Here is a 24053-nt window from a genome sequence, read left to right on the forward strand (position 1 = left end):
CTTTGACTCCGTCATGCGTTGGTTCGAATCCAGCTAGCCCAGTTGCATTTTTTAAAAATAACTGCATAATATGTATTAAGTTCTTTACATGTTGCGGAAGTAGTTCAGTGGTAGAACACCACCTTGCCAAGGTGGGGGTCGCGGGTTCGAATCCCGTCTTCCGCTCCAAATTACGGCGGCATAGCCAAGTGGTAAGGCAGAGGTCTGCAAAACCTTTATCCCCGGTTCGAATCCGGGTGTCGCCTTTCTTTTGCCGGGGTGGTGGAATTGGCAGACACACAGGACTTAAAATCCTGCGGTAGGTGACTACCGTGCCGGTTCAAGTCCGGCCCTCGGCACCAATTTAACCTTGGACGCAACATGTTAAATTGGTCATCAATTTTTACATTACAAAACATATATGAGAGTGATTTGCATATTGCAGATCACTTTTTTTATATAATAAAAGCGTGAAGACTATGAATATAAGTTTCTTGCTTGTATCGTGTATACTCCATTACTATTAAAAAAACTTTACTAAAACCGTTGACACTTTATAAAATGCATGTTATATTTATATACGTCGGTTGAACACGACGTATTACATGCCGGTGTGGCGGAATTGGCAGACGCGCACGACTCAAAATCGTGTTCCTTCTGGAGTGCCGGTTCGACCCCGGCCACCGGTATAAGAAAGCTTCTACATATGTAGAAGCTTTTTTTGTTGTATGAAAATATCCTCTAAGGCTTGCGAAAAATATTAAAAAGGCGGTATTCAAAACGGAATACCGCCTTTTTAATGAGCTGTTATACTTGAGAAAAAAGAGGTAATGACGTTGAAACAGATTATTGCAATGGGCGGCGGGGGGTTTTCCATGGAGCCGGATCATCTTGTGCTGGATCAGTATATTTTAGAGCAGTCGGTGCGGCCAAAGCCGGAAGTTTGTTTTTTGCCGACGGCAAGCGGGGATTCGGAGAATTATATCGGCAGGTTTTATCAGGCCTTTCAAAGGCTGGAGTGTAAGCCGGATCACTTGTCGCTGTTTAAGCCGCCGTGTTCTGACCTCAGGTCCTTTCTCATGAAGAAAGATATCATATATGTCGGCGGCGGCAATACGCGCAATATGCTTGTCTTATGGAAAGAATGGGGGCTTGACCTTATTCTGCGTGAGGCTTGGGAGAACGGCGTAATCTTGGCGGGGCTCAGCGCCGGGGCGATTTGCTGGTTTGAAGAAGGAGTGACAGATTCGGCTGGAGAGTTGAGAGAGTTGCAAGCTTTAGGGTTTTTGCCGGGAAGCTTTTGTCCTCACTATGACGGAGAAGCGGAGCGCCGGCCGATGTATCACCGTCTGATTTCAGAAAACAAACTTCAGGAGGGCTATGCCGCTGATGACGGCGCTGCGCTTCATTATAAAAACGATCAGCTGTTCCGGTCTGTCTCTTCCCGGGAAACGGCAAAGGGGTACAGGGTTTTTGATACTGAAGAAGGCGTAAGGGAAACAGAGCTTCCAGTCATTCCATTATCTGAATCTTGATAATATACTTTTTTTTGTATGCAAATTATGTTACGATGAAACCGAAATGAATAGTTACTGGGGGTGCCCGTCTAAGCGGGCTGAGAGAGAAGCGGCGGCTTCTTAACCCTTTGGACCTGATCTGGTTCGTACCAGCGTGGGGAAGTAAAGGTTTTATTATTGTTGTGGAAAACAATAATAGTTTCTTTCTGACTGCAAAACCGGGTTCTCCAATGAATCCGGTTTTTTTGTGCTGGTGCTGAGCTTGGTTCTGTTATTCAAATGGATAAGGGAGAGATTTGTATGCAAAATCAATCAGTACAGCAAGCGAACATTTCTATTATGTCGAGTTTTTCAGGCAGTAAAAAGGTTTATGTAAAGGGTTCTTCGCCTGACATACGAGTGCCGATGCGGGAAATCAGCCTCAGTCCGACAACGGGGGCGTTCGGGGAAGAGGAGAATCCGCCGGTCCGTGTTTATGATACGAGCGGACCGTATACAGACCCGGATGTACAAATTCAAATTCATGAAGGTCTGAAGCCGCTCCGCACAAAGTGGATTACAAAGCGCGGCGATGTGGAGAAATATAACGGACGGGCCGTGAAACCTGAGGACAACGGCTATAAAAAAGAAGGCCGTGCCGCCGAATATCCCGGTTTACAGCGGAAACCGCTGCGGGCCAAGGCAGGGAAAAACGTTACACAATTGCATTATGCGAGAAAAGGCATCATTACACCGGAAATGGAGTTTATCGCAATTCGCGAGCATGTGTCTCCCGAATTTGTCAGAGACGAGGTAGCCAGCGGCCGGGCGATCATTCCTTCAAATATTAATCATCCTGAAAGTGAACCGATGATTATCGGCCGGAATTTTCATGTGAAGATCAATGCAAATATCGGCAACTCGGCTGTTACATCTTCTATTGAAGAAGAAGTCGAAAAAATGACGTGGGCGATTCGCTGGGGCGCCGATACGATGATGGACTTATCCACCGGGAAAGATATTCATACGACACGTGAATGGATCATCCGCAATTGCCCAGTACCTGTGGGGACGGTGCCGATTTATCAGGCGCTTGAAAAAGTAAACGGCATCGCCGAGGATTTAACGTGGGACATTTATCGAGACACATTGATTGAGCAGGCGGAGCAGGGCGTGGATTATTTCACCATCCATGCCGGCGTATTGCTTCGTTACGTCCCGTTAACGGCCAAACGCACGACGGGAATCGTATCCCGCGGCGGGGCGATTATGGCGCAATGGTGCCTGGCTCACCATCAGGAAAGCTTTCTGTACACGCACTTTGAAGAAATTTGTGAAATTATGAAGACGTATGATATTGCATTTTCTCTTGGAGATGGGTTGCGTCCCGGCTCGATTGCGGATGCTAATGATGAAGCGCAGTTTGCGGAATTGGAGACTCTCGGGGAATTGACGGAAATCGCGTGGAAGCACGATGTGCAAGTGATGATTGAAGGACCGGGTCATGTGCCGATGCATAAAATTAAAGAGAACATGGACAAACAGCTGGAAATTTGTAAAGAGGCGCCTTTTTATACACTGGGCCCATTAACGACTGATATCGCTCCGGGCTATGACCATATTACTTCGGCGATCGGCGCGGCGATGATCGGCTGGTACGGGACGGCGATGCTTTGTTATGTCACGCCGAAGGAGCATTTGGGCCTGCCGAATCGTGATGATGTAAGAGAGGGAGTCATTACGTATAAAATTGCGGCCCATGCGGCAGACCTTGCCAAAGGGCATCCGGGTGCTCAGATCCGGGATGATGCTCTGTCTAAGGCGCGGTTTGAATTCCGGTGGCGCGATCAATTTCATTTGTCGCTTGATCCTGAAAGAGCAATGGAATATCATGATGAAACGCTGCCGGCTGAAGGCGCAAAAACGGCTCACTTCTGTTCGATGTGCGGCCCGAAGTTTTGCAGCATGAGAATTTCTCAGGATATTCGCGATTATGCGAAAGAAAATGATCTGACTGAAGACGAGGTCCTCAATGAAGGATTAAAAGAAAAAGCAAAAGAGTTTGTCGAGAAGGGAAGCCATTTATATCAATAAAAAGAAAAGATGAGGATGGAGTGTGTCCATCTTCATCTTTTTTTAGAAAAACGGCGACCGGCGAAACGGCGGAATGCTCTGCTCAAAGCGGAATACGTTTTCCGGGTCATACTTCGTTTTGACTTGACGGAGGCGGTCAACATTTCCTCCGTAATATGTCCGCAGCCAGTTTCTGATGTCTATATCAGGCCAATTTACGTAATCCCCCATCGTTTCTCTTGAAAGAGACGTTCTCAGCTCTTCGATCCAGCGGACGTTTTGTCTTTCCTCTTCAGGAGATGTCCAGTTTGTTATATATTCCTGGGCAATGATTGCGTCGCGATAGTAGAATGCCGTTTGATCCGGAGCGATCCGTCCGGCCGCCCCGCCGAGAGATTGCTGCCAGACACTGGCGTTTTTATTCGGAGCGTGCTCCAAGTAGTATTTTAAAGCAGAAATTGCGCGTGTTGACAATGGTTTTTCAATAAAGGATCCTGACCGCTTCATCTTTTGCGGCTCATTGCCTCCCGGGCTGTTAAAAAAGGCTGCCGCTCTGATAAACGGAACTGTCTTGACCATGCCGCTTGTCGGGTTTCCCGCTTTCATTAACGGAGCCAGCAGTTCTTTCAGCTCATTTTTTGTTCCGATAAATTGGCCGAGCGCTTCTATGCGGTTGACTTCTTTAGGCCAAAACTGAATGGATGAAGTAAGACGGTTATCTGTAAATGGAGCCCAGTTCTGCCACGTATTAAATACCTCCTCGAAATCATCCCAGCCCCAAGTGACAGAAAAAATAGTTACGTACGAGATCGGCACGGCTTTAAACACCATCGATGTGACAATGCCGAAGTTGCCGCCGCCTCCGCCCTGAGACGCCCAAAATAAATCAGGATGCTTTGAGCGGTTGACTGTTATCAATTCAGCACCCGCTTTTTCGTCTGCTGTGATCATCTCGAGTTGGAGGAGACGATCGCAAGTCAGGCCGGCAGCCCTTGTTAAATATCCGATTCCTCCTCCGAGCGCCAGCCCCGTGATTCCCACATTTGCAATGGTTCCCGCGGGAAGAGTCAAGCCGTACCGCCAGAGTGTCCGGTACACTTCTCCCAAATCGGCACCCGCTTCAATCGAGACCAGCCGCTTATCTTTATTCACTCTTATTTTCTTCATTTCACTGAGATCAATGACAAGCCCGTCATTTAACAGGGAAAAATTCTCGTAGCTGTGTCTTCCGCCTCTGATGCGGAAAGGCACGTTATTCTCACGCGCCCATCTCAGTGCATTGACGGCATCATGTTTGTTTTGGCAAAACACAATGATGTCCGGATATCTTTGCAGGCTTAAGTTGATATTGGTTCTTGCTTCATTATAGTCCGGGTCATCTTTTCTGACGATGCGCCCGGTCAATGTTGTCTTTTCCACACTATCACTCTCTTTCATCGGGATCTGTTATTTCTTCTAACATATGCGGAAAAATAAGAGAGTGTATGAGGAAAACCCCCGGAATGAAACGATATTTTAAATTATAGTTGACAGGTAGGGATTGTATGAATTAACATAGTCAGTACATATTTCCAAACGTTGGCTGATCGGATCACCGAAGGCTCTTATCTTGTAAACAGATAAGGGCCTTTTTTGCGTGAAAGCCATTGGATGAAAAGCGGAGGGATGAAAAGTGGCGTTAACAAAGGCATCACATGTGCGCAAAAAAAGTAAAAAGCGAAAAAAGTACAGAAAACACACATTGAATTTCGAACTGCTTGTGGAGAAAAACAAATGGGAGATTATGAGAAGTGAGGAACAGATGGAGCAGATTTATATAAAGATAGATGAAAAGCATGCGGGGGTTCGATCAAAATGAAGGGGAACACTTTGAGGATGAAAACAACGGGCATCATACTCGCGCTGTCGGTATCATTCATATTATCAGGGTGCGCGCTAGGGAGTGCCGGAGAAGAACCGTCTTCTGCGGCGGATAAAAAACAGGAAACACGTATTGCCCATGTCAAAACAAAGAAATTTAAAGCTTCTCATCCGGAGGCGCTTCCCGTTAAATCGAAAGCCAGAACGGACACTTTTGTTGCAGGGATTTCCGCGCCGGGGGGAGTGTTTCTGCCGTACTTTTATGAAAACGGCTGGGATGGAAATGCGACAGATCCTATTTTTGAACCGTTAGTCAAGCTGGATAAAACGGGTAAGCCCGCACCGGCTCTTGCTGAAAGCTGGACTGTTTCCAAAGATCAGCTTACCTACACGTTCCGCTTAAGAAAAAATCTCGTTTTCAGTGACGGTTCGCCGCTCACCGCAAAGGATGCTGCATTCACTTTAACACTGCTGCATGACCCCGCTTACGCAGGCTATGAAGATATCACCACGGCCTATATTAAAGGCGGCAAGGCTTATAAAGAAGGAAAAGCAAAGACGATAGAGGGCATTCGCGTCCTTGATGACAGAACCATTAAAATCACCACTGAGAAAGTCAGTGCGAAGTCGCTGCTTCTTTTAGGCGGGCAGGTGCTGTCGGAAGCTTACTACGGAAAGAATTATCGATTCGGCAAACTGGATTATTTAAAAGAGCTTTATGCCAAACCGCTCGGAGCAGGGCCTTATCAATTTACAGAATACCTCCCGGGACAGGAAATACGCTATCAGGCTAATAAACACTATTATTCCGGAAAACCGAAAACAGAAAAGCTGATTTATAAAATTATTGATCCGTCAACTTCTCTTCAGCTGTTTGAAACGGGTGATCTTGATTACGCTTCATTTTCTCCTGATGATGATACGGTTGAGCATTTAAAAAGTCTCGGTTTTGCGAATATAAGCGTCTCGGTCGTGAATGATTACGGGCTTGTGTACGTGAATCACAAGCGTCCGCCTTTTCAAGATAAGAAAGTGTCCCAAGCGCTTATTTACGGGCTGGACCGGCAGAAAATCGTCGATGTCCGCTTTAAACACTACGGAGAAGTCGCAAATGTGCCGGTGTCTCCGGTTTCGTGGGCTTATGATGACAAAGGAGTCAATCCGTACACGTTTAATCCGGAAAAAGCCAAGAAGCTTCTTGATGAAGCAGGCTGGAAAACGGGGAAAGACGGCGTGCGTGAAAAAAACGGCAAAAAGCTTGAAATCAGCTATTACACTTCTAAAGCGGATGATGATTTCATCCCGATCGCGAAAGAAAATTACGCGGACATCGGAATCTCATTAAAACCGGAAGTGATGGATTTTAATACAGAGGTAGCGAAAATAAATGATAAACAGTATGACCTTGCCGCCGTTTCCACCTCGCAGATTCTTGATCCGAATGACACGGTGGAAAAGCTTGCTTCCGGCCATCCCAATAATGTGACGGGATATTCCAATCCGAAAGCGGACCGGCTGATCGAGAAAGGAGCCGGCACGCTTGATATCAGCAAAAGAAAAGAGCTTTATCACCAGCTGTACCGGGAGCTCGGGGAAAACCCGCCTTACATTCTGATTCATTACCGTCAGAGCGCAAGGGCGGTCAGCGGAAAAATAAAAGGGCTTGAGCCTGACAATTATTCGGGAATCAGTTCGAGTCTCTCAAACGTGTCAATTCAGTAGAACAATGGCGCAAAATACCCGGTGTCCAGGGGATTTTGCCCTTTCAGCGGAAGGGAGAGGCTTTTTGTGAAACGGTATGCCGCAGAACGGTTCATTCAAATGCTTGTGATCTTATTCGGTACGTCCTTTATTATTTTTTTCTTATTCGCGATACTGCCGGGCGATTATATTGATTCCAATGTCAACCTGACCCCGGAAAGGGCGAAGGAGCTAAAAGCGCTTTACGGCCTGGATCAGCCGATTTGGCAGCGTTATGTGACGTGGCTCGGCAATGTGCTCAGCGGAGATTTGGGATTCTCTTTGAAGTATCAGGAAAACGTCCTGTCACTGCTTCAAAAATATGTCTGGAATTCCTTTTTTGTCGCGTTTTTGGCTTTGCTTGTCACATGGTCTGCCGCGATGATAACGGGTGTCATATCCGCTGTCAGGAAATACTCGTGGTTTGACGGGATCGTAACATTTTTTGTGTTTGCTTCCATGGCGTTCCCGTCTTTTTTTATCAGCCTTCTGTTTATTAAATGGTTTGGAGTGGATTTAAAAATATTGCCCGTCGGAGGGATGGTTGATACCGGAAGCACGAGTTCTGGTTTTTCGTACGTGTTGGAAGCCGCCAGACATATGATTCTTCCGGTCGTGATTTTATCTATGCTCGGCATCGGCTCACTGACAAGATATTTCCGCTCCGGGATGCTTGATGTGATCAGGCAGGATTATATCAGAACAGCGAGAGCGAAGGGGTTGAAAGAGCGCACTGTCATTTGGAAACATGCGCTGAAAAATGCGCTCCTTCCGGCGATCACCCTGCTTGCTTTTGAACTGCCGGGTCTGTTTTCCGGGGCTATTATTATTGAACAGATTTTCGGGTGGCCGGGTGTCGGCCGTATTCAGCTGGAATCTGTGCATTATCGGGACTATCCGGTTTTGATGGCGTTTACCTTGTTTTTGTCTTGTTTAACGATTGTGGGGAATTTCTTGGCGGATATCGCTTATGCCGCGGTTGATCCGCGAGTCAGGCTGAAATAGGGAGTGTTTTGGGTGAAACAACAAAAAGGGGCGCCGCCTTCTCTTTGGAAGCAGACGTACCGCCGCCTGCTGCATCATAAGCTGACGGTCATCAGTCTTCTATTCTTATGTTTTATGTTTGTATTGTGTTTTATCGGGCCGTCTTTTTCTCCGTACATAACGGATCGGACGGATATTTCAAATGCCAATCAGCATCCGGGGGTTCATCATTGGCTTGGCACCGACCAGTACGGGAGAGATGTGCTGACGAGGCTGATGCTGGCGGGGCAGATTTCTCTGACCGTGGGGCTTGCGTCGATGGTGCTGTCACTTGTCATCGGTTCATTGCTTGGGGCTGCGGCGGGATTTTATCGGGGAGCCGCTGATATGATCATTATGCGCATCGCTGATATGCTCATGTCTATCCCGGGCCTGCCGCTGCTTTTGATTTTGGCTGCAGTGATGTCGGAGTGGAAAGTGCCTTCTGAATACAGGATGTACCTGATTATGATGATGTTAAGCCTGATCGGATGGCCCGGTTTGGCGCGGCTTGTACGCGGACAGATTTTGTCGCTGAAGGAGCAGCCGTTTATGATGGCTGCGGAAGTTCTGGGGCTTAGTGATAAACGGAAAATCCTCTATCATTTGCTTCCCAATACATTGCCGTTACTCATGGTAGCGGCGACTTTGCATGTGGCGGGGGCGATGCTGAGTGAATCGGCGCTGAGTTTTCTCGGACTCGGCGTTGCTCCGCCGACTCCTTCTTGGGGAAACATGATGGAAGCGGCGAATCATTATATGGATTTCACACTTCGCCCGTGGCTGTGGATACCGCCGGGTACGGCCATTTTTCTGACCGTTGTGGCGATTCATCTGCTTGGAGACGGTTTAAGAGACGCTTTTGATCCTAAGGTAAAACGGCAGGTGAAAGTGAAATGAAAAAACCGCTTTTAGAAGTGAGGCACTTGGAAACGGTTTTTTATACGGAGGATGGTGCGGTAAAGGCCGTGGACGATGTCAGCTTTACAATTCATGAGGAGGAAACGGTTTGCATTGTAGGGGAATCCGGCTGCGGGAAAAGCATGGCGTCATTGTCCATTATGCAGCTCATTCCCGAGGCGGGAAGAATCGAACGGGGAGCGGTGCATTTTTCAGGAAGGAACCTGTTGAAACTGAAACAAAAAGAAATGCAGAAAATCCGCGGCTGCGAAATCGGGATGATTTTTCAGGAGCCGATGACCTCTTTGAATCCGGTGTTTACAATCGGTGAGCAGCTGACTGAACCGATTCGCGAGCATTTATTGCTGAGTAAGAAAGAGGCATGGAGGAAGGCGGTTGAACTTCTCACGTTAGTGGAGATCCCCCATGCCGGGCAGATGATGCACCGATATCCTCATGAGCTGAGCGGCGGCATGCTGCAACGCGTTATGACGGCTGTCGCGCTCAGCTGCGATCCGAAACTGATCATTGCCGATGAGCCGACGACGGCACTTGACGTAACGATTCAGGCGCAGATATTGGATTTATTGCGGGATGTGAAAAAGCAATTTCACACGTCTATTTTATTCATTACCCATGACCTTGGCGTGGTTGCCGAAATGGCTGATTATGTGATTGTCATGTATGCGGGAAAAATTGTGGAGGAAGGACCGGTTGCGGAGCTGTTTTCCGATCCGAAGCATCCGTATACGAAAGGGCTGCTCGCGGCAAAACCGGTTATCGGTCAAAGGAGAGAGACGCTGTATACCATCCCGGGGCAGGTTCCCGCGCTTGCAGATCTGTCCGAATCGTCTTGTTATTTTGCGGAGCGGTGTGAACACAGCACGGAGATATGCCGGAGATCGAGCCCGCATTTTACTGAATTCGGGAAAGGGCATCAGGCGGCGTGCTGGCTTTACGGAGAGGAGAAAGCAGATGAGTGATGTGTTGCTGGAGGTCAAAGGGCTGAAAAAATATTATGAGGGGCAGGGGGGGATGAGAAAGGCCCGCAACAATCCCGTAAAAGCGGTGGACGGCGTCAGTTTTACGATAGGAAAGGGAGAAGTGTTCGGTTTAGCGGGTGAATCTGGCAGCGGCAAGTCATCAATCGGAAAAACCATTTTAAGACTTCATGAAAAAACAGAGGGAGAGGTATTTTTTCAGGGGCGAGATGTGTTCCAGATGAATCGGCGCGAGCTGAAAACATTCAGATCGGAAGCACAGCTCATTTTTCAAGATCCGTTCAGCTCTTTAAATCCCCGGCGACGGATCGGAGAAGCCATCAGTGAAGCGATGATCGAGCACCAATTGGCGGTCAATCGGAATGCGCGTGATAAAGCGGCGGAGGTCCTTGAAGCCTGCGGTCTTTCCGCAAACTTTATCGACCGTTATCCGCATGAATTTTCCGGAGGGCAGCGGCAGCGGATCGTGATTGCAAGAGCGATGGCGCTTAAGCCGCAATTTATCATTATGGATGAACCCGTGGCGGCATTGGATGTCTCCATTCAGGCGCAGATGATCAATTTGTTCAGCAGCCTTCAGCGACGGCACGGGCTGTCATATTTGTTCATTTCTCATGATTTAAGCGTGGTGGAGCACTTATGTACAAAGGTCGCGATTATGTATTTAGGGACGATTGTCGAATACGCGTCAAAGGAGGAGCTTTTTTCACGGCCGCTTCATCCTTATACAAAAGCGCTGTTATCAGCCGTGCCCGTTCCTGATCCAAGAGTCAAAAGGGAGCGGGTGATGTTAAAGGGTGATATTCCAAGTCCCTCTGATCCGCCCTCAGGCTGTAAATTCCGAACGAGATGTCCGGCAGCCGAGAAGATATGTGCTGAGAAAAGTCCGCCGCTGTCGGAGAAGGGGTCTCAGCATTTTGCAGCATGCCATTTTGTATAATTGAGAAAAAGCATTTTTTATTGATAATACACAGGAAAAACCTGCCGGACAGACCGGCAGGTTTTTTGATGTTATTTTGGTAACGGCAGTCCGAGTCCTTCGGCAACGCGTCTGCCGTATTCAGGGTCAGCTTTGTAGAAGTGGCCGATCTGGCGCAGCTTAATTTCTTCTTTTTCCACAGGTTTCATCGCACCGACGATATTGGCGACAAGGCGTGCGCGTTCTTCCTCGCTCATCAGGCGGTACAGATCGCCGGCTTGTGTGTAATGATCATGATGATTATAGCTTACACTGTCAGCGAAACCTGATACAGGATATGCCGCCTGTTTATCTTCAGGTGACTCTTTCGGGCCTCCGAAGCTGTTAGGCTCGTAATAGACGGAGCGGCCTCCGTTATCATCAAAACGCATTTGTCCGTCACGCTGATAGTTTTTCACTTCATTGCGGGAACGGTTGATCGGCAGCGCCTGATGGTTCGCGCCGACACGGTAGCGATGGGCGTCATGGTATGCGAACAACCGGCCTTGAAGCATTTTGTCAGGTGAGACGTCGACGCCAGGGACTAATGTTCCGGGAGAGAACGTCGCCTGTTCTACTTCCGCAAAGTAATTTTCCGGATTGCGATCCAGAACCATGCGGCCGACTTCAATAAGCGGATAGTCTTTTTGAGACCATACTTTTGTGACGTCAAACGGATCAAAGCGGTATGTGTTTGCGTCTTCTAACGACATGATTTGAACATATAATTTCCATGCGGGGAAATCGCCGTTTTCAATCGCGTTGAATAAATCTTCCGTATGGTAATCAGGATTTTCGCCCGCGAGTTTTGCGGCTGTATTGACATCAAGGTTTTTTACGCCTTGTTCTGTTTTAAAGTGATATTTAATCCAGACACCTTCGCCTTTATCATTTGTCCATTTAAATGTATGGCTTCCGAATCCGTGCATATGGCGAAGGGTTGCCGGAATGCCCCGGTCTGACATCAGTATGGTTACCTGATGCAGTGATTCCGGTGAAAGAGACCAGAAATCCCAAACGGCCGTCGGGTTTTTCAGATGTGTTCTCGGATCTCTTTTTTGTGTATGGATGAAGTCAGGGAACTTAATGGCATCGCGTATGAAGAACACGGGTGTATTGTTTCCGACGATGTCGTAGTTTCCGTCTTCTGTATAAAACTTAACGGCAAATCCGCGCGGGTCGCGCACTGTGTCACTAGAGCCCAGTTCGCCTGCAACGGTTGAGAAACGGACAAAGAGCGGTGTGCGTTTACCGACTTCTGACAGAAATGCGGCTTTCGTATATTTTGTAACGTCATTTGTGACTTCAAAATAACCGTGTGCGCCCGCGCCTTTTGCGTGAACGACACGCTCGGGAACGCGTTCTCTGTTAAAGTGCGCCAATTTCTCAAGCAGATGGACGTCTTGTATTAAAGCAGGGCCGCGATCTCCGGCCGTCATTGAGTTTTGGTTATCTCCGACAGGAGCGCCCCAGCTGGTTGTCAATTTATTTGAACTCATGTGATCACCTCTTTAGATTTATAAAAACATAATATCACCTATCAGTAAAAAGTCAATATTATTTTATAATGATTATAAAATAATTATTTTTATTATCGGAAAGAAAAGTTGGGTTTGAAAGCTTACTTGACTGACGGGAATAATGGGTTTAAGATGAGAAAAAATAGAAACCGCTGACTTGAACACAAGAGGCTCTTATTCTTCATGGGATAAGGGCCTTTTTTCATTGTCGGCGGTAAGGGAGGCGGCGATTGTATGCTTTTCCGGCAGCATTTTAAACCTGTTGATATTCACGGTCATCTGCCGTACAGCCTTTATTTCGGCAAACATGATAAGACATTTTCCGATTATAATCGGGAGCGGTCAGAAAGAATGAATCTGACTTGGGATTTTCCTGATCCGCATGAGGCTGATGACGGGGAAATCCCTTTGATGACAAAATGGGAGAATGAGTTAGATAAATACGGCATCGGCGTACTGAATTTTTTAACAGCGGAGAGCAATGACCGGATGGCGGCGTTTATTCAAGCCAATCCTGCGAAGTTTACCGGATTTGCATATCATCCTTTGGAACAAAAGGATGCATATGAAGAGCTGAAAAGAGCCGTAGAAGAGCTCGGTCTGAAAGGGTATAAACTATTCGGGCCGCTGACAGACATCGAGTTTCATGATCCGTCGCTGAAAAAGCTTTGGACGTATTTAGCTGACAAAAGGCTCCCTGTATTAATCCACTTCGGGCTTTTAGGGAGAGCGGGGGGCATTGTCAGCCACCGCAACATCAATCCCCTCTCCATCTATCGCGTCGCGAGAGAGTATGCTGATATACCATTCATCATTCCGCATTTCGGCGCCGGATATTATCAGGAACTGCTGCAGCTGTGCTGGAGCTGCCCGAATGTGTATATTGACACGTCCGGATCAAACCAGTGGATGAGGTGGATGCCGTACCCGCTTGATTTGGAAATTCTGTTTCGGAAGACATCCGAATTAATCGGTGCTGAACGAATCATCTTTGGGACGGATTCGAACGGATTTCCGAGAGGATACGTATACAGATATCTTCAGGAGCAGGTCCGGACCTGCCGGGAAATTAACATGCGGGAAGAAGACATAGAGAAGATTTTCGGAAACAATGCGCGGACATTGCTGAAAATCGACCAGCCGCAAAAGGAAATAAATACGTGATACAGCTGATGCGCTCTTTGGCAGGTTTATGCCGGAGGGCGCATTTTTAATTCTTACAAAAAACAGTTGACAAGTCGGAATAATTTGAATTAACATGATATTCAAATTTAAAAACAAACGGGCAGCTGATCGGACCGCCGAAGGCTCTCATCTCTACAAGCAACGGAGATGGGGGCCTTTTTGTTTTTCGATCGCATGCGGCAGGAAGAGAGGGGAAAAGACAGATGGCTGTAACCATCAGCATACAAGAAAAAGCGTTTGAGCATGAAGGACGGAAAACACCGGTGCTGAATGATATTGAACTGTCAATTGCATCAGGAGAATTTTTGACTGTCATCGGGCCGAGCGGCTGCGGAAAAAGCACGCTTTTAAAATTGATTGCCGGGCTTGATACCGATTATAAAGGCTCTGTCGCAATAAACGGCCGCCATGTGTCGGGGCCGGGCATCCGGCAGGGATTTATCTTTCAGGAGCACCGGCTGTTTCCCTGGCTGACGGTGAAACAAAACATCGCTGCTGATCTCAATATAAACGACCCGGCCGTTCGTCAAAAAGTGGATGATCTGATTGAGGTTGTCAGGCTGCAGGGAGCAGAGGACGCTTATCCGCGCGAATTATCCGGCGGCATGTCGCAGCGGGTCGCCATCGCCAGAGCCCTGTTGCGTGAGCCCGAGGTGCTGCTTTTGGATGAACCGTTCGGAGCGCTTGACGCTTTTACGAGAAAACACTTGCAGGATGTGCTGCTTGATATATGGCGCGAGAAAAAAACGACGATGATTCTGGTTACGCATGATATTGACGAATCTGTCTATTTAGGCGATAAGCTGGCAATTCTCAGGGCAAAGCCCGGCCGGCTGCACAGTCTGGTGCCGATTCAGCTTCCGCATCCGCGCAATCGGACGTCAGCTGATTTTCAGGCCGTCCGGCAGAAGGTGCTTGCTGAATTTGAGAAAACGGAAGATCTCCGGTTTGCGGATGGATCAGGGATATAGAAAGGACGAAGCAAAGTGAAAAAAACCATCATTCTTTTAGCCGCAGCAGTCATGATGTTAGCCGGATGCAGTGCCGACGGAGCAGGGGGGAGCGGGAAAACGGTGAAAGAAATCCGGATCGGCATCCAGCAGAGTTTAAGCCCGCTTCTCATTGCCAAGGAAAAAGGCTGGTTTGAAGAAGCCTTCAAAAAAGATGGAATAAAGGTAAAATGGGTCGAATTCCAAAGTGGTCCCCCGCAATTCGAAGGTCTTGCCGCCGATAAGCTTGATTTTTCTCAGGTCGGCAATTCACCGGTCATTTCCGGCCAGGCGGCAGGAATTGATTTTAAAGAGATCGGGCTGTCCCAAGACGGGTTAAAAGCAAACGGCATTCTCGTAAACAAGGGCAGCGGAATTAAGAGTCTGAAAGAGTTGAAAGGGAAAAAAATCGCCGTAGCCAAAGGCAGCAGCGGCTTTGATTTTCTTTATAAAGCTTTGGATAAAGCCGGACTTTCCGCCGATGACGTCACCATCATTCAGCTTCAGCCTGATGAGGCGGTTTCCGCTTTTGAAAACAAATCAGTTGATGCATGGTCGATTTGGGAGCCGTATTTGTCGATTGAAACGCTGCAGCACGGGGCGGAAATATTAGCGAACGGAGAGAGCACGGATTTATATTCTCCGGGTTTTACGTTAGTCAGGACCGGATTTTCCAAGGAGCACCCGGATGAGGTTGTCCGTTTTCTGAAAGTGTTCAATAAAGCAGTCACATGGCAAAAGGAACACAAAGAGGAAGCTGTCTCTTTATATGCGAAAATCAAAAATCTTGATCCCTCAGTCGTCAGAAACGTGCTTAACAATACAGAGCCTCTTAATCAACCGATTAATGATGATATTGTCAAAGCCCAGCAGAAAACCGCTGATTTTCAATATCAAACAAAAGCGATTCATAAGAAAATCAATGTAAAAGACGTTGTCGACAATTCATTTATCAAAAAGGCGCTTGAAACGGAGGGCGGCAAATAATGAAAGCAGAAGCATCAACGGCTCCCGGCACATTGAGCCAATCAGAAAAGAAAGCTGCGGCAAAGTCCCGGCGGTATTCATACCAATGGATGAAAGGGGTTGTACTCCCGGCTGCGGTTATCGCGGTATGGCAGTTTATCGCAAGTCTGGGCATCGTCTCGGCAACGGTGCTCCCGTCACCTGTCGTCATTTTACAGACTTTTCAGGAACTTCTTCTATCAGGCGAGCTTTGGGGCCATTTAGAGATCAGCTTATATCGGGCGGCCGCCGGATTTCTGCTGGGTGCGGGCCTCGGGCTTGTTTTCGGGCTGCTGGTCGGGTTCTCAAAACGGACGGAAGCGTATCTCGATCCGTCTCTGCAAATGCTCAGGACGGTTCCGCACTTAGCGGTGACCCCGCTGTTTATTTTGTGGTTCGGATTTGATGAGACATCAAAAATTCTGCTGATCGCATTGGGGGCTTTTTTCCCTGTATACATTAATACGTTTCTCGGAATCCGCAGCGTGGACGCAAAGCTGTTTGATGTCGCCCGGGTGCTGGAGTTTAACTGGTATCAGCAGATGGCGAAATTGATTCTTCCGGCGTCTCTGCCGAATATCCTGCTCGGCATCCGGCTCTCTCTCGGTATTGCGTGGCTCGGCCTTGTGGTGGCGGAACTGATGGGATCGAGCGCGGGCGTCGGCTATATGATTATGGATGCGAGACAATTTTCACAGACAAATAAGGTGTTTGTCGGCATTATCATTTTTGCGGCTGTCGGCAAGCTGACAGATGCATTGGTCAGAATGCTCGAACGGAAACTATTAAAATGGCGGAACAGTTATGAAGGGTAGCCTATTTAAAAAAGGAGAGATTCATATGGAGATTCTATGGTTTATTCCGACGCATGGAGACGGACGGTATTTAGGGACGCAAACGGGAGGAAGAACCGCCGATCATCTTTATTTTAAGCAAGTGGCACAGGCAGCAGACAGACTCGGATATACGGGGGTTCTGCTGCCGACGGGGAGATCATGTGAAGACCCATGGCTGACGGCTGCGGCTTTAGCGGTTGAAACGAAAGATTTAAAATTTTTAGTGGCGGTCCGTCCGGGACTGATGCAGCCATCTGTCGCCGCGAGAATGGCATCGACAATGGATCGGCTGTCAGACGGCCGTCTGCTCGTAAATGTCGTAGCGGGCGGAGATCCTTATGAGCTGGCGGGAGACGGGATGTTTATCAGCCACGATGAGCGCTATAAGGCGACTGAAGAATTTTTGACCGTATGGCGCGGACTCATGCGGGGAGAAACGGTGACATATGAAGGGGACCATATCAAAGTGGAAAACAGCAATTTGCTGTTTCCGCCAAAACAGGCTCCGCATCCGCCATTATATTTCGGCGGTTCATCACAGGCGGGAATTGAGGCTGCGGCGAAACATACAGATGTGTATTTAACATGGGGGGAGCCGCCGGAACAGGTAAAAGAAAAGATTGAAACCGTCAAAAAACAGGCTGCCCAAGAAGGAAGGACAATGCGCTTTGGCATCAGGCTTCACGTGATTGTCCGGGAGACTGAGGGAGAGGCATGGAAAGCGGCAGAACGATTAATCAGCCATTTAGACGAAGAGACGATTGCGAAAGCGCAGGCTGCACTCCGGCGTGCTGATTCTTCAGGACAAAAACGGATGGCCGATCTTCATAACGGCGACCGGACGAAGCTTGAGATCAGCCCGAATCTCTGGGCCGGCATCGGGCTGGTCAGAGGCGGAGCGGGCACGGCGCTTGTCGGTGATCCCCAGACTGTCGCCGATCGAATTTTAGAGTACCGGGCACTCGGCATTGAGTCGTTTATCTTTTCAGGCTACCCGCATCTTGAAGAAGCTTATTATCTGGCTGAACTCGTGTTTCCGCTTTTGCCGTTTCAAAACGAGCGGACGAAAAAGCTTGAGCGCAGACTGGGCGAAGCAATGGGCAACGACCATTTTGCAAGAGGGAACAAAGCGACAGTCTGATGACATCATAAGGCGGATAATTGCCGGCGGGCGCTTTCTGCTGATTCATTTCCGGGGAAATGCCGCTGTCTGATGTGAAACTGGCAAAAAGGAGGCGGGTAAATACCCGCCTTTAATGCGCCTAGCTTGCACGATGATCATATGAATGATACGATATAAAACGTAATTATTACGATTTAAAAGGAGTGCTGGAATGGCTAAAAAATCAAAAGTGATCAAAGAGCTCAAGCGGCAGAAGCTTGTTGAACAATATGCGGACATCAGAAGAGAATTAAAGGCAAAAGGAGACTGGGACGCGCTGAGCAAACTGCCGCGTGATTCTGCTCCGGCCAGACTTCATAACCGCTGTACGGTGACGGGACGGCCCCGCGGATATATGAGAAAATTTAAACTGTCCAGAATCGCGTTCAGGGAGCTGGCCCATAAAGGCCGGGTTCCCGGAGTGAAAAAAGCGAGCTGGTAACATAAAAAACTCCGGATCTGTCATGAACCGGAGTTTTTGCCGTGCTTATGAAATGTGAAAACATAAGTCAAATGCTGAATCATCATCAGAATGAAAATCACAAGAATCGGAAAAAAGGGAAGATGCGGCTGAATCAGCGGATAAAACAAAAGCAGAACGGCTGCGGCCGGCAATGAGAAGTAAACGGCAATATACGAGGAACGGCAGGCTTTAGCGGTCATCATCCGTTCTCTTTCATCCTGTTCCTCAAACTCATCGGGCACAAGCCTGTGCTTTTTGCCGTTCCGTTTTTTCTTTTCAGTATAGATATATAATACGGCACAAACGGTAAACAGCAGAAACGGCGTGATGTTCAGCTCAAATGAACCGCTCCCCTCCGTCTGGAAAAACTGAGCGATACGCGGCACTGCTTCCATAATGGAAACAAGCGTCCAGCAGGCCAATCCGTAGAGTGCAAGGTGAAAACACGCTTTTCTTTTTAAACTCATTTTTTCTCCTCCTCCAGCCAGAATACTTCCTCCATCGGCAGGGAGAAAGCCCGGCAGATATTAAGCGCCAATAAGAGTGATGGCACATAATCTCCTTTTTCAATCGCCGCAATCGTCTGTCTGGTGGCTCCGGCTTCTTTTCCGAGCGTTTCCTGAGAATAGCCGAATCTGGCTCTCAGCTCTTTTACTTTATTTTTCATCATCAGGCGTACCTCAAGTTTTCTTCTTTTTTATATTGTATGGTATTCTTAACAAAATGTAAACTTAACTTAACATGTGGATAAAAAAAGAATTTTTTTCGACAAATTTTTTAACATTCCCTTGACGAAAAAAAAATATGCATGTAATATTAGAAACATCAAATCGGTGCTGACAAAAAAGCATTTTGATGCGGGTGTAGTTTAGTGGTAAAACCTCAGCCTTCCAAGCTGATGTCGTGAGTTCGATTCTCATCACCCGCTCCATACATACGTTATTAACGCAGTGTTTCGTTTCTCTGATAAACGAAGTATTGCGTTTTTTTATGTGAAAAAAGACACGGAAGGCGTGTCTTTTTATGAAAGCCAAGAGACGGTATGTGTGCCTCCGTGAATTTGTTCAAACATTTTGGTTAAGGATGTTAACAGCTCATCTGCCGCGTCGGCATGAATTGAAGGCGGAAAAAAGATCAGCTGCAGCATGTTCTTTGTGCCGGTTGTTACAGGGCGGGTGTTGATTTGTCCGGTGAGGCAGCCGAAAATGCCGCCAGAGTCGGAGAAAGCCAGTACGTGTTCTTTTTCTCCGATTGTGATTGAAATCGGTTCACCCATCTGTGCGGCGTCATACGCCATGATGGGCAATGAATATTTCAAGGAGAAAAAAAGTATGGTATCATGGGCTGAATTCACACTTTCGATGAATCGTTCCCGGGAAATATCGCCGAGCATAAGCTCCATCGGCGTTTTTTGTCCTGAAAAGGCGGGACTGAGCTGTTCCATCATACGCGCCCATTCTTTCACAAAAGGCTGTTCATCTATGCCGCCGTCAGCATAATCAAAGTAAAGCGATTCTTGAAATAAACGGAGACGGCCTTTCAGCATTTGCGGGGCAGGCCCGACTTCAATCTGTTCATATAATACGGCTGCCGCTTTGATCCCCGGCACCCGTTCAGCAATAAGAGGATCTAAACTGATGTTCAATTGTGTTCACTCCATTTCGGGATGATAAAACTCTATTATACCCGTGCGGGAGCCTGATCACAAAGAAAGGAGGCTGTGCAAAAAATGAATATTCATAAACTGAAAGAGGAATTAATCGAATACGCCAAAAGCATCGGAGTCGACAAAATCGGGTTTACGACGGCTGATACGTTTGACAGTCTGCGTGACCGGCTGATTCTTCAGGAATCACTCGGCTATTTATCCGGGTTTGAAGAGCCGGATATTGAAAAACGGGTCACTCCGTCTTTGCTTCTGCCGAAAGCCAAATCGATCGTCGCCATCGCCCTTGCCTATCCTTCCAAAATGAAAGATGCGCCGAGGAGCACGAGGGACGGCCGTCGCGGCATTTTTTGCAGAGCTTCCTGGGGGAAGGATTATCATGACGTGCTGCGCGAAAAGCTTGATCTGCTGGAGAATTTTCTCCAAAGCAAACATGAGGATATCCGCACGAAGTCAATGGTGGATACGGGAGAATTGTCCGACAGGGCCGTGGCGGAACGGGCGGGAATCGGTTTCAGCGCCAAAAACTGCATGATCACCACACCTGAATACGGTTCTTACGTCTATCTTGCTGAAATGATCACCAATCTGCCCTTTGAACCGGATGTGCCGATTGAAGATATGTGCGGATCGTGCACAAAATGTTTAGACGCGTGCCCGACCGGCGCGCTCGTTAATCCCGGACAGCTTAATGCCCAGCGCTGTATTTCATTCCTGACCCAGACAAAGGGGTTTTTGCCGGATGAATTCCGCACGAAAATTGGAAACCGCCTGTACGGCTGCGACACGTGCCAGACGGTCTGCCCGATTAATAAGGGGAAAGATTTTCATCTTCATCCGCAGATGGAGCCCGATCCGGAAATCGCCAAGCCGCTGTTAAAGCCGCTTCTGACCATAAGCAACCGGGAATTCAAAGAAAAATTCGGACATGTATCCGGTTCATGGCGCGGCAAGAAGCCGATTCAGCGAAATGCCATTTTAGCATTGGCTCATTTCAAAGATGCTTCTTCTCTTCCCGAATTGACCGCTTTGATGCACCAAGACCCGCGCCCCGTCATCAGGGGGACGGCCGCCTGGGCCATCGGAAAAATCGGTGATCCGGAATATGCGAAGGAATTAGAAAAAGCGCTTCACAAGGAGCAGGATGAGGAAGCCATACAGGAAATAGAAAAGGGGCTGGAGCTGCTTTCGGTTTCTGATAAGACTAAAACCGGCCGGTCCTGACATATGTATAGAGAAAAAGCACTTGGCGTGAGTTCAAGTGTTTTTTCTTTATAAAACAGTATGGTGGGTGGAGCGCTTGAAGCATATTATTGAAGACTTAGCGGAGGCCCGGCTTCATTATTTAGTCAACGGAACCGAGATGAGGCACAATGGGCAGGCCGGCGATCTTGAGGTCCTGACGAGAAAAAAAGAGCTGTTTGAAAAACGGAAGGTTGACATCGTTAAAGCGAAAGCGAAAGCCGTCATTGTCAAAAGCAGTCTTGAGGATGACGGCACGTTATGCGTCATGTACACCATTCATTTCGAATATTTGTGCAAGGAGCAGGACGGGCATCTTTATTTAGAAGAGCAGATTGAGGAACGGAATGCTTTTCTCTATGACCAGCTGCTGATTAAAGATCGGGAAATAAAGAAAAAACCGGCCGGATTTTCTGATGGAAACAGCGTAATCGAATATGAGCGGAGTGAACGGGAAGATTTCGGGCGGGCATTTCAATACGACCGTCTGGCTGCCGTTCAGTACGCGGAAAAGTTTTGGAATAAACGAAATCCTGCTTATAAAAATTTCGGCGACAACTGCACAAATTTTATTTCCCAATGTTTACATGCCGGAAAAGCGCCGATGCGGGGGCATCCGAACAGAGGCTCAGGCTGGTGGATGAAGGAAAGCTCATGGAGCTACAGCTGGACGGTCGCGCATTCCATGAAGATGTATCTGGCCCAATCCAAGGCCGGGCTTCGCGCGGTGCAGGTGTCAAGCGCCGAGGAGCTTATGCCCGGAGATGTGATTTGCTATGATTTTGAAGGTGACGGCCGTTTTAACCATACGACGATCGTGGTCGCAAAAGATAAAAGCAATATGCCGCTCGTCAATGCCCAAACATATGACAGCAGAATGAGATATTGGTCATATGAGGATTCAACGGCATATACTCCTTCCATCAGATATGCGTTTTTTCATATTACGGATGATACGACAAAAGAGTAATTAATGATATAATGGTGGGCGGAATAAAAAACAGAGGTGAACATCGTGGCATTACATGTCGTTTTATATCAACCCGAAATCCCGGCCAATACGGGAAATATCGCACGTACTTGTGCGGCAACAGACACAACGCTTCATTTGATCCGCCCGCTCGGATTCTCAACCGATGATAAAATGCTGAAGCGCGCCGGACTCGATTATTGGGAGTTCGTCAACGTCGTTTATCATGATTCGTTGGATGAATTATTTGGGGCATATGAGAACGGAAAGTTTTTCTTCATTACAAAATTCGGGCAAAAGCCGCATACATCGTTTGACTACTCAAATACGGAGGAAGACTTTTTCTTCGTATTCGGCAGAGAAACGAGCGGACTTCCGAAAGAATTGATCGAAAACAATATGGACCGCTGCCTGCGTCTTCCGATGACCGAGCATGTGAGATCATTAAACCTGTCCAACACTGCCGCGATTCTTGTATATGAAGCGCTGCGCCAGCAAAATTACAGAGATTTGACATGAGAAAAAACCGCCCGGATTCGGGCGGTTTTTTTATTGAATGCAGCCGGGGTTCATACAATGTTATATTTATAGGCTTAACAAACGTAACAGTGTTATGTTACGATGTGTTCATCGAAGGAGCTGGATTTATGGAGGAACAACTGATTTCTAAAAAAGAATTGCTTGAAGAAACATCAATCTCATACGGACAGCTGTACCGCTGGAAGCGGAAAAATTTAATTCCTGAGGAATGGTTTATCCGAAAATCAACGTTTACAGGCCAGGAAACATTTTTTCCGAGAGCGGAAATCTTAAAACGCATCTCAAAAATACAGAAAATGAAAGAAAATCTGTCTCTGGATGAAATGAGGGAAATGCTGTCTCCGCAAATGGCAGATGTCGATATATCGTCTGCGGAGCTGCTTCAAAAAGGATTGATTTCAAAGGCTGCGCTGCAAGTTTACGGAGAAGACGGCGTGACATTCACATCCCGGGCGCTGCTGTCTTTATATGTGCTTGAAAGGCTTTTGCAATCGGGAAATATCAGTCTTGAAGAAGGAAAAATGGCGGCAGAAGTGCTGAAAACGTATGAGGCTTCTGAGCTGAAGGCAAATACAGAGCTTGTCGTGCTCCGAAAACTCGGCGTAACGACGTGCTTCATCGCAGATGCGGAACATATTCTGTTTGAACCGTCTGTCAAAGTGGCTGAACGGGTGGCGCTTGCTGCGGCATCAGAAGAATTAAAAACAAAATGGATGCAGGAGGACCATCAATGGATGTAACAGATAAATTAGTCATTAACGGTTCAGGGAGTTCAAAAGGAGGCCGTTTTCATACGGTTGAGATCAACGGAAGCGGCACGGTGTCAGGTGACGTAGAGTGCACGAGCCTTTTGTTTAACGGCAGCGGTAAAACAGACGGAAATGTCAAAACGCAAACACTGACGATCAGCGGTTCGGGGAAAATTTCCGGCAGTGCCGAAGCCGAATCCATCCGAATCAACGGAACAGGTGTCATTAAAGGTGATGTCAAAACGGAGCGGCTGAACGTCGCGGGATTTTCATCTTTCGGCGGCGGTGTGAAAGCTGATGATATTTTCATATCCGGGAAACTTGGGATTGAAGGGGATTGCGAGACAGAAACATTCCGTTCGGAAGGCAAATGCAAGATCGGCGGCCTGCTGAACGCCGATGACGTCAATATGAAGCTGGCGGCGGGCGAGAGCCATGTGAAAGAAATCGGCTGCCGTCATTTAAAGGTGATGAGCAGAAAAAGCGTGCTCGCGCGGTTTAAGCTGATGCCGGCTCCGGTGCTGACCGCAGAGCTGATTGAAGGTGACATCATTGAATTGGCGGACACGCACGCAAAGACAGTCCGCGGAAATTCTGTGCAGATCGGCGCAGGCTGTATCATTGAGACGGTGGAATACAGCGGAGATTTTAAATGTAATCCTTCAGCTTTAGTAAACAAAGCCGTAAAAATATAGG

General features: G+C 47.7%; 24 protein-coding genes, 6 tRNA genes and 1 riboswitch (1 of these 31 running past the window's edge). Of the genes, 25 read left to right on the forward strand and 5 right to left on the reverse strand.

Annotation, left to right across the window (positions count from 1 at the left end):
• The 7 genes from AD710_RS12265 to thiC all read left to right on the forward strand — a co-directional run.
• Positions 1-42 (forward strand) — tRNA-Gln (locus AD710_RS12265); it begins 30 nt to the left of the window's first position.
• Positions 43-93: 51 nt separating this feature from the next.
• A tRNA-Gly gene (locus AD710_RS12270) sits at positions 94-168 on the forward strand.
• A 6-nt stretch (positions 169-174) separates the two neighbouring features.
• Positions 175-245, forward strand: a tRNA-Cys gene (locus AD710_RS12275).
• A 7-nt stretch (positions 246-252) separates the two neighbouring features.
• Positions 253-341: transfer RNA gene (locus AD710_RS12280), tRNA-Leu, on the forward strand.
• A gap of 245 nt (positions 342-586) precedes the next feature.
• Positions 587-668: transfer RNA gene (locus tag AD710_RS12285), tRNA-Leu, on the forward strand.
• Between the two features lie 147 nt (positions 669-815).
• Positions 816-1514: a Type 1 glutamine amidotransferase-like domain-containing protein gene (locus tag AD710_RS12290; RefSeq protein ID WP_049628145.1), complete on the forward strand. Its 699-nt coding sequence runs from the start codon at positions 816-818 to the stop codon at positions 1512-1514.
• 49 nt (positions 1515-1563) lie between these two features.
• A riboswitch (TPP riboswitch) is annotated at positions 1564-1674 on the forward strand.
• Positions 1675-1796: 122 nt separating this feature from the next.
• A complete protein-coding gene (thiC, locus tag AD710_RS12295) occupies positions 1797-3569 on the forward strand; it encodes a phosphomethylpyrimidine synthase ThiC (protein WP_049628146.1) in 1773 nt (590 codons plus the stop codon).
• Between the two features lie 42 nt (positions 3570-3611).
• Here thiC and AD710_RS12300 read toward each other — a convergent pair whose 3' ends face one another.
• Complete coding sequence (locus AD710_RS12300) at positions 3612-4967, reverse strand: FAD-binding oxidoreductase (protein WP_049628147.1); 1356 nt, start codon at positions 4965-4967, stop codon at positions 3612-3614.
• Positions 4968-5220: 253 nt separating this feature from the next.
• On the opposite strand from AD710_RS12300, the gene AD710_RS12305 reads away from it, so the two are divergent.
• The 6 genes from AD710_RS12305 (at position 5221) to AD710_RS12330 (ending at position 11012) form a co-directional block, all read left to right on the forward strand.
• Positions 5221-5406 (forward strand): FbpB family small basic protein, encoded by a 186-nt coding sequence (locus tag AD710_RS12305; protein WP_049628148.1) that lies wholly within the window; start codon positions 5221-5223, stop codon positions 5404-5406.
• Positions 5403-7130, forward strand: coding sequence for an ABC transporter substrate-binding protein (locus tag AD710_RS12310; protein WP_047478398.1), 1728 nt, complete (start codon positions 5403-5405; stop codon positions 7128-7130). The genes AD710_RS12305 and AD710_RS12310 overlap by 4 nt, the downstream gene beginning before the upstream one ends.
• A gap of 66 nt (positions 7131-7196) precedes the next feature.
• On the forward strand, positions 7197-8153 hold the full coding sequence (locus tag AD710_RS12315) for an ABC transporter permease (RefSeq protein WP_016938454.1): 957 nt from the start codon (positions 7197-7199) through the stop codon (positions 8151-8153).
• Positions 8154-8165: 12 nt separating this feature from the next.
• Positions 8166-9071, forward strand: a complete 906-nt coding sequence (gene opp4C / locus AD710_RS12320) for an oligopeptide ABC transporter permease (RefSeq protein ID WP_049628149.1) — start codon at positions 8166-8168, stop codon at positions 9069-9071.
• Complete coding sequence (locus AD710_RS12325; RefSeq protein ID WP_049628150.1) at positions 9068-10054, forward strand: ABC transporter ATP-binding protein; 987 nt, start codon at positions 9068-9070, stop codon at positions 10052-10054. Before opp4C ends, AD710_RS12325 begins: the two co-directional genes overlap by 4 nt.
• Entirely contained in the window at positions 10047-11012 is a 966-nt protein-coding gene (locus AD710_RS12330) for an ABC transporter ATP-binding protein (protein WP_049628151.1), read from the forward strand. The genes AD710_RS12325 and AD710_RS12330 overlap by 8 nt, the downstream gene beginning before the upstream one ends.
• 71 nt (positions 11013-11083) lie before the next feature.
• Here AD710_RS12330 and katA read toward each other — a convergent pair whose 3' ends face one another.
• Positions 11084-12529 (reverse strand): catalase KatA, encoded by a 1446-nt coding sequence (gene katA, locus AD710_RS12335; RefSeq protein WP_049628152.1) that lies wholly within the window; start codon positions 12527-12529, stop codon positions 11084-11086.
• A 255-nt stretch (positions 12530-12784) separates the two neighbouring features.
• Here katA and AD710_RS12340 point away from each other — a divergent pair, with 255 nt between their 5' ends.
• The 6 genes from AD710_RS12340 to rpsN all read left to right on the forward strand — a co-directional run bounded on the left by AD710_RS12340 (position 12785) and on the right by rpsN (position 18169).
• Positions 12785-13714, forward strand: a complete 930-nt coding sequence (locus AD710_RS12340) for an amidohydrolase family protein (RefSeq protein WP_049628153.1) — start codon at positions 12785-12787, stop codon at positions 13712-13714.
• Positions 13715-13938: 224 nt separating this feature from the next.
• The gene (locus tag AD710_RS12345; protein WP_049628154.1) at positions 13939-14706 is read left to right on the forward strand and encodes an ABC transporter ATP-binding protein; all 768 of its coding nucleotides are present in this window, start codon (positions 13939-13941) and stop codon (positions 14704-14706) included.
• A gap of 15 nt (positions 14707-14721) precedes the next feature.
• Positions 14722-15711 carry an aliphatic sulfonate ABC transporter substrate-binding protein gene (locus AD710_RS12350; protein WP_049628155.1) on the forward strand — a complete coding sequence of 330 codons (990 nt, stop codon included), beginning with the start codon at positions 14722-14724 and terminating at the stop codon, positions 15709-15711.
• Entirely contained in the window at positions 15708-16544 is an 837-nt protein-coding gene (locus AD710_RS12355; protein ID WP_155816754.1) for an ABC transporter permease, read from the forward strand. Before AD710_RS12350 ends, AD710_RS12355 begins: the two co-directional genes overlap by 4 nt.
• A gap of 25 nt (positions 16545-16569) precedes the next feature.
• Positions 16570-17706, forward strand: a complete 1137-nt coding sequence (gene ssuD / locus AD710_RS12360) for an FMNH2-dependent alkanesulfonate monooxygenase (RefSeq protein ID WP_049628156.1) — start codon at positions 16570-16572, stop codon at positions 17704-17706.
• 193 nt (positions 17707-17899) lie between these two features.
• A complete protein-coding gene (gene rpsN, locus AD710_RS12365; protein ID WP_049628157.1) occupies positions 17900-18169 on the forward strand; it encodes a 30S ribosomal protein S14 in 270 nt (89 codons plus the stop codon).
• Between the two features lie 20 nt (positions 18170-18189).
• On the opposite strand, the gene AD710_RS12370 is transcribed toward rpsN, so the two are convergent.
• Together AD710_RS12370 and AD710_RS12375 are read right to left on the reverse strand one after the other, a co-directional pair.
• Positions 18190-18657 (reverse strand): hypothetical protein, encoded by a 468-nt coding sequence (locus AD710_RS12370; protein ID WP_049628158.1) that lies wholly within the window; start codon positions 18655-18657, stop codon positions 18190-18192.
• Positions 18654-18857 carry a helix-turn-helix transcriptional regulator gene (locus AD710_RS12375; protein ID WP_003155407.1) on the reverse strand — a complete coding sequence of 68 codons (204 nt, stop codon included), beginning with the start codon at positions 18855-18857 and terminating at the stop codon, positions 18654-18656. Before AD710_RS12375 ends, AD710_RS12370 begins: the two co-directional genes overlap by 4 nt.
• A 190-nt stretch (positions 18858-19047) precedes the next feature.
• Here AD710_RS12375 and AD710_RS12380 point away from each other — a divergent pair.
• Positions 19048-19121 (forward strand) — tRNA-Gly (locus tag AD710_RS12380).
• Between the two features lie 90 nt (positions 19122-19211).
• Here AD710_RS12380 and AD710_RS12385 read toward each other — a convergent pair.
• Positions 19212-19835 carry a hypothetical protein gene (locus tag AD710_RS12385; RefSeq protein ID WP_049628159.1) on the reverse strand — a complete coding sequence of 208 codons (624 nt, stop codon included), beginning with the start codon at positions 19833-19835 and terminating at the stop codon, positions 19212-19214.
• Between the two features lie 84 nt (positions 19836-19919).
• Between AD710_RS12385 and queG the strand changes: the two genes are divergently transcribed.
• The 5 genes from queG (at position 19920) to AD710_RS12410 (ending at position 24052) form a co-directional block, all read left to right on the forward strand.
• Complete coding sequence (gene queG, locus AD710_RS12390) at positions 19920-21080, forward strand: tRNA epoxyqueuosine(34) reductase QueG (RefSeq protein ID WP_016938440.1); 1161 nt, start codon at positions 19920-19922, stop codon at positions 21078-21080.
• A 76-nt stretch (positions 21081-21156) separates the two neighbouring features.
• Positions 21157-22068: an amidase domain-containing protein gene (locus tag AD710_RS12395; protein WP_045925646.1), complete on the forward strand. Its 912-nt coding sequence runs from the start codon at positions 21157-21159 to the stop codon at positions 22066-22068.
• A gap of 36 nt (positions 22069-22104) precedes the next feature.
• Positions 22105-22587, forward strand: a complete 483-nt coding sequence (gene trmL, locus AD710_RS12400; RefSeq protein WP_099743965.1) for a tRNA (uridine(34)/cytosine(34)/5-carboxymethylaminomethyluridine(34)-2'-O)-methyltransferase TrmL — start codon at positions 22105-22107, stop codon at positions 22585-22587.
• A gap of 128 nt (positions 22588-22715) precedes the next feature.
• Positions 22716-23348 carry a YhbD family protein gene (locus tag AD710_RS12405; protein WP_029575339.1) on the forward strand — a complete coding sequence of 211 codons (633 nt, stop codon included), beginning with the start codon at positions 22716-22718 and terminating at the stop codon, positions 23346-23348.
• A complete protein-coding gene (locus AD710_RS12410; RefSeq protein WP_049628161.1) occupies positions 23339-24052 on the forward strand; it encodes a bactofilin family protein in 714 nt (237 codons plus the stop codon). Before AD710_RS12405 ends, AD710_RS12410 begins: the two co-directional genes overlap by 10 nt.
• Position 24053 lies beyond the last annotated feature (1 nt).

This window comes from Bacillus sp. JFL15 (genome assembly GCF_001184225.1).
GTDB classification, from domain to species: domain Bacteria; phylum Bacillota; class Bacilli; order Bacillales; family Bacillaceae; genus Bacillus; species Bacillus siamensis.

What these genes read in the sequence shown, in the direction of transcription:
- thiC (WP_049628146.1), top strand. Translation starts at nt 1,797, where the DNA reads ATGCAAAATCAATCAGTACAGCAAGCGAACATTTCTATTATGTCGAGT.
- AD710_RS12310 (WP_047478398.1), top strand. Translation starts at nt 5,403, where the DNA reads ATGAAGGGGAACACTTTGAGGATGAAAACAACGGGCATCATACTCGCG.
- AD710_RS12325 (WP_049628150.1), top strand. Translation starts at nt 9,068, where the DNA reads ATGAAAAAACCGCTTTTAGAAGTGAGGCACTTGGAAACGGTTTTTTAT.
- AD710_RS12330 (WP_049628151.1), top strand. Translation starts at nt 10,047, where the DNA reads ATGAGTGATGTGTTGCTGGAGGTCAAAGGGCTGAAAAAATATTATGAG.
- katA (WP_049628152.1), bottom strand. Translation starts at nt 12,529, where the DNA reads ATGAGTTCAAATAAATTGACAACCAGCTGGGGCGCTCCTGTCGGAGAT.
- AD710_RS12340 (WP_049628153.1), top strand. Translation starts at nt 12,785, where the DNA reads ATGCTTTTCCGGCAGCATTTTAAACCTGTTGATATTCACGGTCATCTG.
- AD710_RS12345 (WP_049628154.1), top strand. Translation starts at nt 13,939, where the DNA reads ATGGCTGTAACCATCAGCATACAAGAAAAAGCGTTTGAGCATGAAGGA.
- ssuD (WP_049628156.1), top strand. Translation starts at nt 16,570, where the DNA reads ATGGAGATTCTATGGTTTATTCCGACGCATGGAGACGGACGGTATTTA.
- rpsN (WP_049628157.1), top strand. Translation starts at nt 17,900, where the DNA reads ATGGCTAAAAAATCAAAAGTGATCAAAGAGCTCAAGCGGCAGAAGCTT.
- AD710_RS12370 (WP_049628158.1), bottom strand. Translation starts at nt 18,657, where the DNA reads ATGAGTTTAAAAAGAAAAGCGTGTTTTCACCTTGCACTCTACGGATTG.
- AD710_RS12375 (WP_003155407.1), bottom strand. Translation starts at nt 18,857, where the DNA reads ATGAAAAATAAAGTAAAAGAGCTGAGAGCCAGATTCGGCTATTCTCAG.
- queG (WP_016938440.1), top strand. Translation starts at nt 19,920, where the DNA reads ATGAATATTCATAAACTGAAAGAGGAATTAATCGAATACGCCAAAAGC.
- AD710_RS12405 (WP_029575339.1), top strand. Translation starts at nt 22,716, where the DNA reads ATGGAGGAACAACTGATTTCTAAAAAAGAATTGCTTGAAGAAACATCA.
- AD710_RS12410 (WP_049628161.1), top strand. Translation starts at nt 23,339, where the DNA reads ATGGATGTAACAGATAAATTAGTCATTAACGGTTCAGGGAGTTCAAAA.